The sequence below is a fragment of the Ruegeria sp. HKCCA5426 genome, assembly GCF_013034585.1.
Classification (GTDB): Bacteria; Pseudomonadota; Alphaproteobacteria; order Rhodobacterales; family Rhodobacteraceae; genus Ruegeria.
In genome coordinates this window covers 482,315-497,113 of sequence record NZ_WQGH01000002.1, presented here as the reverse complement: position 1 = coordinate 497,113, position 14,799 = coordinate 482,315, and the positions used below count along the sequence as shown (strand labels likewise).

The 14,799-nt window shown below is 57.8% G+C and carries 10 protein-coding genes; 7 read left to right on the top strand and 3 right to left on the bottom strand.

Annotated features, from left to right (window positions below):
- Positions 1-11: 11 nt before the first annotated feature.
- The gene (locus GOV87_RS04980; protein WP_171121749.1) at positions 12-1,922 is read right to left on the bottom strand and encodes an ABC transporter substrate-binding protein; all 1,911 of its coding nucleotides are present in this window, start codon (positions 1,920-1,922) and stop codon (positions 12-14) included.
- On the bottom strand, positions 1,915-3,687 hold the full coding sequence (locus GOV87_RS04975) for an ABC transporter ATP-binding protein (protein WP_171211022.1): 1,773 nt from the start codon (positions 3,685-3,687) through the stop codon (positions 1,915-1,917). Before GOV87_RS04975 ends, GOV87_RS04980 begins: the two co-directional genes overlap by 8 nt.
- Before the next feature lie 233 nt (positions 3,688-3,920).
- Between GOV87_RS04975 and GOV87_RS04970 the strand changes: the two genes are divergently transcribed.
- From GOV87_RS04970 to GOV87_RS04945, 6 genes are all read left to right on the top strand, one after another.
- Complete coding sequence (locus GOV87_RS04970) at positions 3,921-4,418, top strand: class I SAM-dependent methyltransferase (RefSeq protein WP_371813460.1); 498 nt, start codon at positions 3,921-3,923, stop codon at positions 4,416-4,418.
- Between the two features lie 22 nt (positions 4,419-4,440).
- Complete coding sequence (locus GOV87_RS04965; protein ID WP_171211020.1) at positions 4,441-5,070, top strand: glutathione S-transferase family protein; 630 nt, start codon at positions 4,441-4,443, stop codon at positions 5,068-5,070.
- A gap of 111 nt (positions 5,071-5,181) precedes the next feature.
- A complete protein-coding gene (locus GOV87_RS04960; RefSeq protein ID WP_171211019.1) occupies positions 5,182-7,584 on the top strand; it encodes an FAD-dependent oxidoreductase in 2,403 nt (800 codons plus the stop codon).
- 2 nt (positions 7,585-7,586) lie between these two features.
- Positions 7,587-9,137 (top strand): trimethylamine methyltransferase family protein, encoded by a 1,551-nt coding sequence (locus tag GOV87_RS04955; protein ID WP_171211018.1) that lies wholly within the window; start codon positions 7,587-7,589, stop codon positions 9,135-9,137.
- Positions 9,138-9,812: a TetR/AcrR family transcriptional regulator gene (locus GOV87_RS04950; protein ID WP_171211017.1), complete on the top strand. Its 675-nt coding sequence runs from the start codon at positions 9,138-9,140 to the stop codon at positions 9,810-9,812. It abuts the gene before it with no gap.
- Positions 9,809-11,113, top strand: a complete 1,305-nt coding sequence (locus GOV87_RS04945; RefSeq protein WP_171211016.1) for an FAD-binding oxidoreductase — start codon at positions 9,809-9,811, stop codon at positions 11,111-11,113. The genes GOV87_RS04950 and GOV87_RS04945 overlap by 4 nt, the downstream gene beginning before the upstream one ends.
- An 85-nt stretch (positions 11,114-11,198) precedes the next feature.
- On the opposite strand, the gene GOV87_RS04940 is transcribed toward GOV87_RS04945, so the two are convergent.
- Positions 11,199-11,558: a DUF3307 domain-containing protein gene (locus tag GOV87_RS04940; RefSeq protein WP_171122314.1), complete on the bottom strand. Its 360-nt coding sequence runs from the start codon at positions 11,556-11,558 to the stop codon at positions 11,199-11,201.
- A 244-nt stretch (positions 11,559-11,802) separates the two neighbouring features.
- On the opposite strand from GOV87_RS04940, the gene GOV87_RS04935 reads away from it, so the two are divergent.
- Positions 11,803-14,799: an ABC transporter transmembrane domain-containing protein gene (locus GOV87_RS04935; RefSeq protein ID WP_171211067.1), complete on the top strand. Its 2,997-nt coding sequence runs from the start codon at positions 11,803-11,805 to the stop codon at positions 14,797-14,799.

The following is a 14,799-nucleotide window of genomic DNA, read 5'->3' as shown; positions in this document are numbered from 1 at the left end:
AGCTGCTCCTGTCAGTCGGCGAAGAAAAACTCGTCGGGACGATGAATACCAAAATGAGCACCCGGTTCCCATGCCCACATTGCCTGCTCGGGCACATTGCGCAGCCGGTTCGAGACAACGATGGGCTGAGGCGCACCGTTCAGGATACCGATCGCGTACAACTGGTCCGCGTGTATCTTCAGCATTTCGTTCCACGCGGTCTGCCGCTCATCGTCCGTCTTGGCGATCTGCCAATCATGGGCCAGCTCCATCAGGCGCTGTGCTTCGGGCATGTCGGGCGGCTCACCAGCTTCGCCTCCGGTCTGATAGTACTGCCCCCATTTGGGCCAGGCCAGAAACACCTGATCGGTCGGCGCCAGATACGCCGGTGAGGTATGGAGCTGCGGAATTCCGTCATCCCAACCAAACCAGACCGAGGCCATCGTGTTCCCCGCAAATACCCGGTTGCGAAGGATATCCCTGTCCAATGGGCGCATCACAAGGTCGACGCCAATCTCACGCCACGTGTCGGTAACGATCTGCAGCGCGTTCTCAACTTCTTGCCGTTCGCCTGCCGTTTCAATGATCAGCTCCATCGGGCGTCCATCGGGCAACAGTCGGATACCGTTCTTGTCACGCTCGGTCAGGCCAGCCTCATCCAGCAGGGCGTTGGCTTGCTCAATATCGTACTGGGCCCAAGCCTTTGCGTTTTCTTCGTCATAAAACGGCGAGGCTGGCAGAACAGACATGGCCCCTGGCTGCGCCAGCTTGAAATAGAGCGCCTGATTGATCGTCTTTCGGTCGATGGCCAACGACAGGGCACGGCGCACGCGCACGTCGCGCAGAACCTCGCGCCACGCATCATCGGCAAAATTCAGGTTGGGATAAATCGCAATCTGCGACGCGACTCCGGTTTTCCATAGCAAGGTTTTGTAGTCGCCGCCCGTTTCACCTTTTTTCAGGATCGAGGCGTCGCGGAACGCCAGCCCACGCCCTTGCAGATCGGTTTCGCCAGCGTTTGTTTTCGCGGCCACCAGTCCGGGGGCGACGATTTCCATCTCGACGACGTCGATATAGGGCAATTGCATGCCTTTGCTGTCGATGCGGTGATAATAAGGGTTGCGGACAAAATTGTGCCGGATCTTCTTGCCGGAACTTGCGTTCAGCCACGGCTGCAACGTGGGCAGTTGGTGATTGTCGAACTTATACAGGTTATCCAGTTTGTTGTGCAGCGCGGCCCAGCTTTTGACGCGGGCATCCTCGACCTGAAAGGCCAGCTCATCGGCATCAGCGAACTTCTCGTGATATTGCTTGAGGAATTCTGAAGGCCGGTAAATGAAGGGCGGGCGGGCCTGCGCCAGAGATTGCAGAAAGTCGGGGTTCGGATCGTCCCATTCATACACGACTGTGGTTTCGTCCGGGAAGCTGACGGTTGGCGGCTTGCCCTCGACAATCAGGAAGTCGGGCGGCCCGGACGGGCTGAGTAGTTCGTTGTTCGCAACGTCCTCCCACCAGTACCGAAAGTCCTCGGACGTGAAAGGCGAGCCGTCCGACCATTTATGACCTTCTCGCAGGCGCAGCGTGAACTTGCGGTTCCCTTCGTTTTCAAATGACGCGAGCAGGTCCGGGACAATCTCGTAGTTTTGGTCAAATCCAACCAAACGGGCATAGCCGTAAACGACCATCTGGCGAATGTCCTTGGAACGCGTCACCATCGTGCGCAGGGTGCCGCCCGGGGTGCCAAATTCGCGCCCCTTCGCGGCAAGGTCCACGACCAAGGGGTCAGCCGGAAGCCGCTCCTCGATTGGGGGTAGGTTGCCCGCGCTGACCTCAGACTGCCAGAAGGGGCCTTCGACTGGGGTGGGTGTCGCGGCCAGTGTCGGCAGGGAACACAGGGCCGAAAAAGCGGCTGCCAGTAACAGGGGGCGAGTGGTCTTAAACATGGCATCGTACCTTATGGCCGGGCTCCATCTCTACCAGCGAAGGTATCACGGAGTCGGTAAATCGGAAGGCGTCATCCCAACTGTCTGGTGAACCAGCGCCCAAAGCAACCAAATTCAGGTCAATGGGCCGGTTGATGTCGGGTTCCGGCTGAGCGGCAATCAGCGCCTTGGTGTAGGGGTGGCGGGGGTTGTAGAACAGGGTCTCGGGCGGGGCTTGTTCAACCACCAGACCCCGGCGCATCACCGCGACTTCGTCGGCGATCCGCGCCACGACCGCCAGGTCGTGGGAGATGAAGAAATACGACAGGTTCAGACTTTCCTGCAGGTTTTCCAACAGTGTCAGGATTTGTTCCTGAACCGACACGTCCAGCGCCGAAGTCGGCTCGTCGCAGACGATGAGTTGAGGGTCCAGCATCATGGCGCGTGCGATAGACAGGCGCTGACGCTGGCCACCCGAAAACGCGTGCGGATAGCGTTTCAGCATATCGGCGTTCAAGCCGACCCGTTGCAGCATTTCGGCGGCCTTGTCCCTTTGTTCTGCAGTCGAGCCGATGTTGTGTATTTCCAGCGGTTCGGTCATGGCGTCCTGAATGCGCATACGCGGACTGAGCGAGCTGTAGGGGTCCTGAAACACCATCTGCGCCTTGCGCTGAAAGGCGGTGCGTTGCGCGCGAGACATCCGGTGAACGGTTATCGGGTCCTCGTTCGGGGACGTGCGGAAAAGAACCTCTCCACCCGGATCGGGTGGCTCCGCGCCCAAGGCTATGCGGGCGGCGGTGGTTTTGCCAGAGCCGCTTTCGCCCACGATGGCCAGTGTCTTGCCGCGTGCTAGATTCAGGTCAACACCACGGCAGGCATGTATCAGCCGTTCCCCCTGCCACCCTTTGCTTGAACGCATTGTATATGTCTTGGATACGCCCTTCAGTTGCAGGATCAAATCCTCGTCAGGCATCGGGATGCCTACCGAATCTTCGTCGGGAATTTCCGGGGCCGCGTTGAATAACTGCTGTGTGTATGGATGCGCCGGGTCGGTCAGGATAGGTGCGGCCGCACCGGATTCCATGACGCGGCCCTTGTGCATGACAACGACCTGCTCTGCCATATTCGCAACCACGCCCAGATCGTGTGTTACGAGGATCAGCGCCATTCCGGTTTCACGCTGAAGCTCTTTGATCAGCCCCAGCACCTGCGCCTGAGTTGTCACGTCTAACGCGGTCGTGGGTTCGTCGGCAATCAGCAGCTCTGGCTTGGAAACCATGGCCATCGCGATCATCGCGCGCTGCCGCATACCGCCCGACAGTTCGAACGGATAAGAATCATACGCACGCTGAGGATCGGGAAACCCGACTCGTTCAAACTGTGTCAGAACTTCTTTGCGCGCCTGGGCTTCGGACGCGCCGCGATGCAGCCAGAGGACTTCGCTTACCTGATTTCCGATCTTGTGCAGGGGCGACAGGGAACGCATCGGCTCCTGAAAGATCATCGAAACACGGTTGCCTCGGATATCCCTCATCTGGCGTTCGCTGATCCGGGTCAGGTCTTCCATTCCCTTGGAATCATTCAGAGTAATGGTGCCGCTGCGAATTTGTGCAGTGCGCGGCAGGATGCGTAGCGCCGCCCTGCACGAGATCGTTTTCCCCGAGCCCGACTCTCCAACCAGCGCAAGTGTCTGCCCGGCTTCGACGTCGAAGTTGACGTCTTTGACAACAGAATCGCCCGCACCGAAACCGATGCTGAGGTCTCGGACAGACAACAACGCAGTCATGCGGGTTTTCCACCCGTCTGGCCGTGGGTTTTCATCGGCTTGTTCAACTCCCCGTGTTTTTTGAAGCAGTTTCGCGCGGTTGGACCCAACTAGTCAAACCCGTTCTTGTGCTGAAATGTCGCGAAAATTTGAATCCGAGGCCTATTTGCCTACACAAAGCCTTGAGGATTTGCCATCAAATGCGATGTCGGCCCCACCTTTCATACCGACAGATATCAAGGAGAGATTTCCCAGTGCCTGACGACCAAAGCCGCCTCGATTTGTTCATCGACCGTATGGTTTCGCAGCGAGCCTGTCTGGACCACGCCATTGCACAGACAAAAGGCATGGCGGGGCCTGTGTTCGAACTGGGGTTGGGCAATGGTCGCACCTATCACCATATGGTCCAGTATATCAAAGATCGGCCCGTCTATGTTTTTGAGCGTGCTGTTGCCTCGCATCCTGATTCAACCCCGCCAGAGGACATGGTGATTTTGGGGGATGTGCGGGAAACGCTTCCTGCGGCACTGGATCGCTTTGGCGCAACGGCCAGCGTGATCCATGCTGATCTTGGCGGTCACAACCGGGAAAAGAACGATGCGTTTGCGCGTCTTGTGTCACCTTTGATCGAGCCGCTTTTGGCGGAAGGGGGGCTGATGGTATCGAGCGACCGGATGTATTTCGAAACCCTGACAGAATTGCCATTGCCGACGGGGGCCGTCGAAGGCCGCTGCTTCGTTTATCGCCGCTAACTGGCTTATAAGGATTTTTCTGATGCTGTTTTATGATTGCTCTACTGCTCCGAACCCCCGCCGTGCACGGATGTTCATCGCTGAAAAAGGGCTTGAGATTGAGACCCGCGACATCTCCATTGCCAAGGGCGAGCAACTCAGCGAGGAATTTCGGGCCGTCAATCCGAACGCGACCATTCCGGTTCTTGTAACCGACGAAGGGACTACGTTGGCCGAGAATCTGGGAATCGCGGCTTATCTGGAAGCACGCTTTCCCGAGCCGCCCTTGATGGGGCGGACACCGGACGAAAAGGGTGCGGTTCTGATGTGGAACAGTATCGTCGAGCAACAAGGCGGGGCGCCGATTGCCGAGGCGCTGCGCAATACCCATCCTGCGTTTGAAGGTCGGGCGATACCCGGACCTGTGAACCACGCCCAGATCCCCGAGTTGGCGCAGCGCGCGACAGTGCGGGTCGCGCGGTTTTTCGATGTTCTGGAAGCCAGGCTTGCCGAAAGCGATTTTGTCGCGGGCGAAGTGTTTACGTTGGCGGATATTTCGACATTCGTATTCGTTGATTTCGCACGCGTGATCAAAATGAAGATTCCTCAGGAAAACGCGGCAACTCTGGCCTGGTTTGACAAGATAGCGTCGCGACCCAGCGCCCAGCTTTAAAGACCCGATCAGGTCCTGCTAGATTTCAACCATCAGAACTGTACAGAAATGTCTAGACAGAGGTGAACAGTGCGTCTAGCGTCCCCTGCGAGTCATGCGGGGGAGTGCAGGATGAAATCTCAGTATCGTGTTGTGGTCATCGGGGGCGGCGTCGTGGGTGCCTCGGTTCTGTATCATCTGGCCAAGTTTGGCTGGTCGGATGTGGTGATGCTGGAACGGCGGCGTCTTGCGTCGGGGTCCTCGTGGCATGCGGCGGGCGGTATTCACGCCTTGAACGCCGATCCGAACATGGCAGCATTGCAGGCTTATACCATTGACCTGCTGAGTGAGATCGAAAAAGAATCCGGCCAGAATATCGGCCTGCACATGACAGGTGGTCTGACCTTGGCGGGCACCCCGGAACGGTGGGAATGGCTGCAAGCGAACTATCGCATCTTCCAATCCATTGGGATCGACGATTGCGAGTTGCTGTCCCCGGAAGAGGCGCAGCGACGTTGCCCGATCATGTCCACTGATGGTGTGCTGGGCGCGATGTGGGCGGATCGCGAAGGGTATATCGACACGACCGGCACCGTGCAGGCTTATGCGACCGCAGCCAAGAAACGCGGTGCTGAATATTATGAAGAAACCAAGGTTGAAAGCCTGACGCAGACCGCCGACGGTTGGGAAGTCGCGACCGATAAGGGCACAATCACCTGTGAGCACGTGGTCAACGCAGCCGGCCTCTGGGCCAAGCAGGTGGGCCGCATGGCAGGGGTCGAACTGCCGGTCTCACCACTCAAGCACCATTATCTGATCACCGACACGGTCCCCGAGGTCGCGCAGGCGGATTTTGAGATGCCGATGACCGTGGATCTGGAAGGCTTCACCTATATGCGGCAGGACCAGAAGGGCGTTCTGGTTGGTATTTATGAGGTGGAACACGAACACTGGGCCATGGACGGCGCGCCGTGGAATTACGGTGAAGAACTGTTTCAGGAGCAGCTTGACCGGATCGAGAATGAGCTGACACTGGGCTTTGAACGCTATCCGTCGATCCAGAATGTGGGCATCAAGACGTGGGTCAACGGTGCGTTTACCTTTGCGCCGGACGGGAACCCTCTGGTCGGGCCGGTGCCGGGCAAGCGTGGCTATTGGTCAGCCTGCGCGGTGATGGCAGGCTTCTTGCAAGGCGGTGGCGTCGGTAAGACGCTGGCTGAGTGGATGATCCATGGTGAGCCCGAGGCTGATGCGTGGCCCATGGATGTGGCCCGCTTTGGCGATTTCGCGCAGAACAAGCGGTATATCCGCGAAACGACCGGACAGTTCTATTCCCGCCGCTTCGTGATGACCTATCCGAACGAACAACTGCCTGCGGGGCGTCCGTTGAAGATGGCTCCGGCGCATGACGCGATGACCGAGGCGGGTTGCAAGTGGGGCATCAGTTGGGATCTTGAAGTACCGCTTTATTTCGCGCCCAAAGGGTTCGAGGAAACACCAACCCTGAAGCGATCGAACGCGCATGACATCGTAGCCGAGGAATGCAAGGTGATCCGCCAGGGCGTGGGCCTGATGGATATCAGTGGTTTCTCGCGGTTCGAGGTCAGCGGCCCCAACGCGCAGGTCTGGTTGGATAAAGTGATGGCCTCGAAACTGCCAGCGCCCGGACGGGCAAAGCTGGCCCCGATGCTGGGCGAGAACGGGCGGCTCAAGGGTGACCTGACTGTGCTGAACTGGGGCGATGGGACATGGTGGATCATGGGCAGCTATTACCTGCGCGCCTGGCATATGCGGTGGTTCGATGACCACATGATCGACGGTGTGACCGTTCGCGATCTGGGCGAGGAATATTGTGGGTTTGCCGTAGTCGGCCCAAAATCGCAGGCCGTGGTCGAGAAATTGGCTGAGCAGGATATCTCGGGCCTAAAATTCATGGGCTGCGGGGATTTCGATATCGGCCTCGTCCGCGCCCGTGTTGCGCGCATGTCGGTCACCGGTGAAAAAGGGTATGAGATCAACTGCCGTTATGGTGATCACATCAAGCTGCGCCGGATGTTGCTTGAAGCCGGGGCAGACGAAGGCATTCGCGAATGCGGCTTTAACGCCATGCTGTCGACCCGCCTTGAAAAGAGCTTTGGCATCTGGTCGGCAGAGTTCACACAGCTTTACACGCCCGGCATGACGGGGATGGATCGCTGGATCGACTGGGACAAGGAATTTGTCGGCAAACATGCGGCACTGGCCGAACGCGACGGCAACGGCCCCGCGCAGGTGCAGGTCACGTTGGAGGTTGATGCGCTGGATGCGGACGCAAGCGGGTATGAACCCGTCTGGGCCAATGGTGAGCGGGTCGGGTTCGTGACCTCGGGCGGATATGGCCATTACACCGGCAAGTCGCTGGCGATGGCACTGGTCGACCGCGACAAAGCAACTCCGGGGACTGATCTGTCGGTTCATGTGGTCGGTGTTGAGCGCCCGGCAAGGGTGATTGCACCGTCGCCTTATGATCCGCAAGGCCAGGCGATGCGGGGTTGACGATGATCTCACAAACCTCGGAACGCGGCAGGCGACGGCGTGGGCGTGGCGCAGAAGCCCCACCTGCCGCAAAGCGTGATGTGAACTACCGCCAACTCAGGAACCCGTTCCCGCAGATGGAGGTTTTCCCGGCAGAGCAGATCGCCGACATGCATGAAACCGCCCTGCGCTTGTTGCAGGAGTTGGGCATCAAGGTCCTGCTGCCCGAGGCAAGAAGGATTTTCGCCGCAGCCGGTGCCAAGGTTGATGAGCAAACCGAGATGGTCTTTATCGGGCGCGACATTGTCGAGGCCGCTGTAGCCTCGGCCCCAAAATCCATTGCCTGTCGCGCAGGGGCTCGCCGCCGGGATTTTACGCTGGAACTGGGCAGTCTGGTCTTTCAACCCGGGGCAGGTGCCCCCAATGCGACCGATCTTGAACGGGGGCGCCGTCCAGCAACAGGGCAGGACTATCTGGAGTTCCTGAAGCTTACCCATCATTTTGATGTGTTCCAGATGATCTCGCCCCAGGTTGAACCGCAGGACGTGCCAACCCATTTGCGGCACTATTTCACCACGCAGGCGCAGATGGAGTTGACGGACAAGTTTCCGTTCTTTTTCTCGCGCGGTACACCGCAGGTGATGGATTGCTTTGAAATGCTTTCGACCGCTCGCGGGTTGTCGGATGACGCATTCCGCGCAAACCCGCACTGCTATACGATCATCAACACCAACAGCCCCCGGACGTTGGATGTTCCAATGGCGCAGGGGCTGATAGATTTTGCCCGCCACGGACAGATGTCGATTGTCACGCCCTTTACGCTGATGGGGGCAATGGCACCTATTACTGTGGCAGGGGCAATTACATTGTCCCATGCCGAAGCCCTGTCCGCCATTGCGCTGACCCAATTGGTAAATCCCGGTGCGCCAGTCTGCTATGGGACATTCACAAGCAATGTTGATATGAAATCCGGCGCGCCTGCGTTCGGGACGCCCTCGCATTTTCAGGCGTCGCTGGCGGCGGGGCAGTTGGCGCGGCATCTGGGCCTGCCGTGGCGGTCTGCTGCGGGGTCGGCCTCCAACAGCAATGACGTTCAGGCAGCGAACGAAAACCAGTTCGGTTTGTGGGGGTGTTTGATGGCCGGGGCAACGGTGATCATTCATTCGGCCGGGTGGCTGGAAGGCGGGTTGACCGTTTCCTTCGAAAAGCTGGTCTGTGATGCCGAAGTGTTGAACATGGTGGCCGAACTTTGCGCAGGGGCGCAGGCGGGTCTGGCTGAGATCGGTTTCGACACCGCACTGAGCGAAGTTGAACCCAGCGGCCACTTCTTTGCGACCAGTCAGACGATGGAGCGTTACAACACCGCGTTTTATGAGCCGCACGTTCACGACTATGCCAATTTTGGCACCTGGACTGAGCGCGGGTCAGTCGACGCCAATCACCGGGCTACGGGTGTGTGGAAGGACATCCTAGCCAATTTCCAGCCACCCAAACAGGACGGTGACCGGATTGAGGCTGTGAGGAATTTCGTTGCACGTCGCACGGAAGAGGGCGGCGCACCGCCGGAGAGTTGAATGAGCAATAAACCGATCCTCCACCGAGATGACCCTAAAGCCGAACCTCTGGTCGGCAATATCAAGGTTACGCGCGACGACTGGCTGAACGTGGCGATGGACGTTCTGATTTCCGATGGTGTGGATCAGATAAAAGTACTGAATCTGGCCGAACGGATGGCTGTGTCCCGCTCGTCCTTCTACTGGTATTTCAAGTCGCGTCAGGAGTTGATGGATGCATTACTCGAACGATGGCAAGCCACAAACACGGCAGCCCTGATCGCGCAGGCGGAGGCCCCGGCAGCGACTGTTACGGCTGCGGTGTGCAACGTGCATCGCTGTGTGGTGAACACCGACTTGTTCGATACTGCGCTGGATTTCGCAGTACGCGATTGGGCACGCAAGTCGGGCAAGGTACGGCGTGCGCTGGATCAGTCTGACGCGCGGCGGCTGAAGGCGTTGCACGCCATGTTCGCCCGCTATGGCTATTCCGAGGTCGAGGCCGAAACCCGCGCCCGTGTGCTGTATTACATGCAGATCGGCTACGATCTGGCGCAACTGAACGAACCCATGTCTGTGCGGATCTCGATGGTTCCGCATTATCTGTACGTCTTTACAGGGGTCGAACCACGACCTGAAGAAATCGAAGAATTCAGCGCCTATTCCATGCGCTACTGGAAAGGAGACCCAGCATGAGCCAACCAGACGCAATCATAATCGGAACAGGAGTGATCGGTTCCGCCATCGCGTTCGAGATGGCAAAAGCGGGCTGGAAAACCCTATCCCTGGATCGAAATAGTCAGGTTGGCCACGGCTCGACCGCGGGGTCCTGTGCGATCATTCGGATGCACTATTCGACTTTTGACGGCACGGCCTTTGCGTGGGAAGGGTATCACTATTGGCGGGATTGGGCCGCGTACCTGGGCTTGCCCACGGATGCAAACCTTGCGCAGTTTCGCGAGACCGGGTGTCTTGTGATGAAAACCGATGCCAACGGGATGTTGGAAAAGCACATGGCGAACAGCGCCGATCTGGATTGCCCGTTCGAGGAATGGTCGCCTGAAAAAATCACGGAACGCCTGCCTGTGTATTCGCTGGAAAGCTACGCGCCGGCCCGTCGAAAAGACGATCCTGAGTTCGGGCAGCCTAACGGGCGCAAGATGCAAGGCGGGGTTTTCTGGCCTCAGGCTGGCTATGTTACCGACCCGGCGCTGTCGGCCCAGAATCTGATGGACGCGGCAAAGCAACACGGGGCCGAGCTGCGCACCGGGGCCGAGGTTGTCGAGATACTAAAAGACGGCGGACGTGTTGCGGGCGTCAAACTGGCCTCGGGCGAAGAGATCCGCGCCAAGGTCGTCGTGAATGTTGCAGGGCCGGGCTCCGCGATCGTGAACAAAATGGCCGGGGTTCTGGACGACATGACGATTGAAACCCGCCCCTTACGGCAGGAGGTAGTACACGTCCCGTCCCCCGAGGGTTTCGATTTTGAACATGACGGTACAATCGTGTCCGACAGTGACATTGCCCTGTATTGCCGGCCCGAGCATGGCAACCATATCCTGATCGGCTCGGAAGATCCCGAATGCGATCCGCATCAATGGTGCGAGGACGACGTTCACTATAACCACGACTTTACGGATCAATGGACGACGCAGGCCATGCGTTACGCGCAGCGGGTGCCCAGCCTTGGGATACCTTCGAAGACACGTGGTGTTGTGGACCTGTATGACGCGTCTACCGACTGGATTCCGATCTACGACAAGTCCAGCCTGCCGGGGTTTTACATGGCCTGCGGCACCAGCGGGAACCAATACAAGAACGCGCCGATTGCAGGTAAGATGATGGCGGCCCTGATCGGCTATTGCGAGGGTGGCGCGGATCACGATGCCCAGCCGTTACAGTTTGAACTGCCGTATATCAAACGCTCGATTGATGTGGGGTTTTACTCGCGAAAGCGACCCATAAACGAAGAAAGCAGTTTTTCGGTTCTGGGCTAGCCCGGTCAAGTCAAGATTGTGCTCAGAATACAAGGTCGTGAACTTGTGCAAAGTTGGCGGCCATTCATGTGGCTGAATGCGTCTTCTAAGCCGCGAATTTTACCCAGGCCCAAACCATAGCCACATAGGTCAGGTTGTGCAGACACTGATCCAACCCGGCGGCGCGCCAGAACGCGGCCTGTGTCGGCATAAGCTGCTTCTTGTCGGAATAGCTTGCTTTCGCAAAGTCGATGTTGAAATGGACGATCCATTCCAAGGCGGCGATTATCAGGATGAAGGACCACGGCGCACCAAAGATCAAAAACACCAAGACAGAGCCCACAACATGCACCGCGGCATGCTGAGCGCGTCCGAGATGAAAATACTCGCCACGCCCCGCCAGCATCTTGGGCGTTTGGAGATAATAGTCCGCAAACATGTGTTTGATCTGCAACAAGCAGAGCATCAAAAACACAGCGCCTAAGTTGGCAGGCAAATTAGACCTCCCGATATCGTCCTGCGGACAACAGTATGTGCTTAATTGTTGTTGCGCAAATGAACTTGTTCACAGTCGGCAATTATCTGATCAAATTGGAAACTATTTGCGTATTCTGATGTGATTGCGGTAAAATCACCAAGTTGGATTTGCGACGCATATGTCAGGATCGGATCAGTGATCCGCAACAGGGGCAGGTTCCATAGAACGTACTATTTTCCGGTTTATTTGGAAGTATTCGAAACGCGACCAGCTTATCCTTCTGGCCGTCACCTCGACGCTGTTTCCGCTACTCTACCTGACGTTGGAATTGCCGAAGCGGATCATCAACGACGCTATCGGTGCGGCAAGTCCTGTTGTTGACGTCCTTGGCTACAGCCTGCCGCAGACGACCTTTCTGATCATCTTGTGTTTCGCCTTTCTGGCTGCCGTGCTTGCGCATGGCTTGATGAAGATGCGCATAAACACGATGAAGGGCGTGCTTAGCGAACGCATGTTGCGGCGGTTCCGGTATCAGTTGATCAGCCGCGCCCTGCGCTTTCCCCAGCCATATTTCGAGCGGGTCAGTCAAGGCGAGATGGTGTCGATGGTCACCGCCGAAAGCGAGCCGATGGGCGGCTTGATGGGCGATGCGATCAGCCAGCCGGTATTGCAGGCCGGGCAGATGATAACAATCTTGTCCTTCTTGTTCCTGCAAAGCGTCTGGTTCGGGTTGGCGGCTGTTGCCCTGATCCCGGTACAGGCGTGGCTGATCCCCAAACTTCAGCGCCAGATTAACCTGCTCAACAAACGCCGTATTCAGGAAGTGCGCGTTCTTGCCGCCCAGATTGGCGAGAATGCGGCCGGGGCATCGACGCTGCGGGTCAATGGCGGCTGGCGGTATCGCCGCGCCATGATCTCGGATCAACTGGGGCGTCTGTTTGGGATTCGGTTCGAGATTTACCAGAAGAAGTTCTTTATGAAGTTCATAAACAACTTCATCTCTCAGCTCACGCCGTTCATGTTCTATCTGGTCGGCGGCTTGCTGGTGCTGCAAGGGTCGGTTTCACTGGGTGCCCTTGTCGCGGCGCTTGCTGCGTACAAGGATCTCAGCTCACCCTGGAAAGAGCTGCTGACGTATTACAACCAGACGCAGGATATGTCTCTGCGCTGGGACGTCGTGATAGATCGTTTTGCGCCGCCCGGCATGCTGGACGAAAAGCTGTTCGAGGACGACCCAAAAGAGCGCCCGCATTTGAACGCGGATGTTGTTCTGGATCATGTCTCGGTGCGGGATATGGATGGAAATCAGGTTCTGGATGATCTGAACCTGACATTCCCGGGGGGTAAAACCATCGGCATTGCCGCCCCGAGTGAAGAAGATCGCCGTGCGATTGCTGAGTTGCTGACGCGTGAAATCCTTCCCAGTGCGGGTCGCGTCGAAATCGGGGGTCACAATCTGTCTGGCCTGCATCAGAGCGTTGTGGCAACCCGGATCGGGTACGCCTCGTCCCGGCCGGTCATGTTTCAGGGAACTCTGGGTGACAATGTCATGATGCCCATGCGGTTCAAACCGCTGTCGGCCACGACGGATGACCCCGGTTTTGCCGAAACGCAAAGGGCTGGCAACAGTCGTGACCCGTTTAAGGTAGAATGGCTGGATCCGTCGCTGGCCGGGGTCGAGACCGCGGACGCGCTGCGTGACTGGTGGCTGCAACTGATTGACGGGATGGGATCCGGCGCGGCCCTGTTCCAACGCGGATCAGAACAGGCATTTGACGTTGATGAACATCGCGAACTGGCCCAAAAGCTAGTCGAGCTGCGCCCGATCGTCCAACAAGCCGTGCGCGATGCTGGGCTGGAACAGCAGGCGCTGGTTTTTGACCGCGATGCCTATAATGCCGCTTTGCCAGTTGCCGAGAACCTTTTGTTCGCTACGCCTCGTGTGCCCGTTACGCAGGCCCTCTTGGCGCGTCAGCCCGTCTTTTTGGGGCAACTGCGCGAATTGGGGCTGGATGAAACGCTGGTCAACCTGACGCGCGACGTGGTCGATATGCTACGCCAGATCTTTGGTCTGGACGGGACCGACCACCCCTTGTTCCGCAAGCTGGGTCTTGAGGTTCAGACCTACGAAAGCGCGGTGGAATTGCTGGAGCGAACCCGCGATGAAGGTGTGTCCGGGCTGGACGACGAACAGCTTGCCAATCTGCTGGCTGTTCCCGTTGTCATATCCGCCGAACAGATCGGGCCTGCGTTTACGGATGAGCTTAAGAACCGCATCCTCGAATTGCGGCACAGCCACTCACACAAGTTGCTGGAAACGCTGCACGACGTATTTGCCCCTCTGGATGCCGAGGCGTTTGCGCCGGGTCTGACGGTGATGGAGAATGCGCTGTTCGGCAAGGTCAGCCAGATCGGTGGGGCACGATCGGACGAAGTGCGCAAATTGATCGTCGATGTGCTGGATCAAAACGGTGCGCGCCCCTTGGTGGTCGAGCTGATTTATGACGTCCCGGTTGCTTTGGGTGGCCAGAACTTACCCGCAGTATTTGCCGAACCGCTGGCCTTTACGCGCGCGACAATCAAGAAGCCGGACATTCTTATTCTGGAAAACGCGTTGGCAAGCTATGACATGGCAACGCAGGTCGCGGTTTATAAAAACTTGCGTTCATTGCTGCCTGATACAACTGTCATCTATCTGAATGATCAGTTCGACAGTCCCGACGTATTCGACATGTTTGTCGAAATCAGGCAAGGTCGGGTTGTTTCGGATGAGGGACCGGCGGACGTGGAGGAAGACAGTGCAGCCTCGGCAGACCTTGCGCGTAAACTGCGGGCGCTAGAGCAAACGCCGTTGTTCTCGGGTCTGGATCGACGTCAGTTGCGCCTTTTGGCCTTTGGTGCGCGCTGGTTTGATGCGAAGCCGGGTGAAGTTGTATTCCTGAAGGACGATCAACCAACAGACGGCGCGTATGTTGTGCTGGAAGGAGAGGCGGGCCTGTATCTGCCTCAGGCGGGCGGGCCGGATCAGCTTATCGCGACGGTCGGCGCGGGCGCGTTGGTCGGTGAACTGGGGTTGATCCGAAAAGAACCCCGCGCCCTGAGCATGATCGCCGAAACGGAGTTGTCCTGTCTGCGAATCGGTGAAGAAGAGTTTCTGGCCGTTGTCGAAAATGACGCGGCGACCGCGTTCAAGCTGTTGCAGGTCATCGCGGGATACGTATCGAACTAA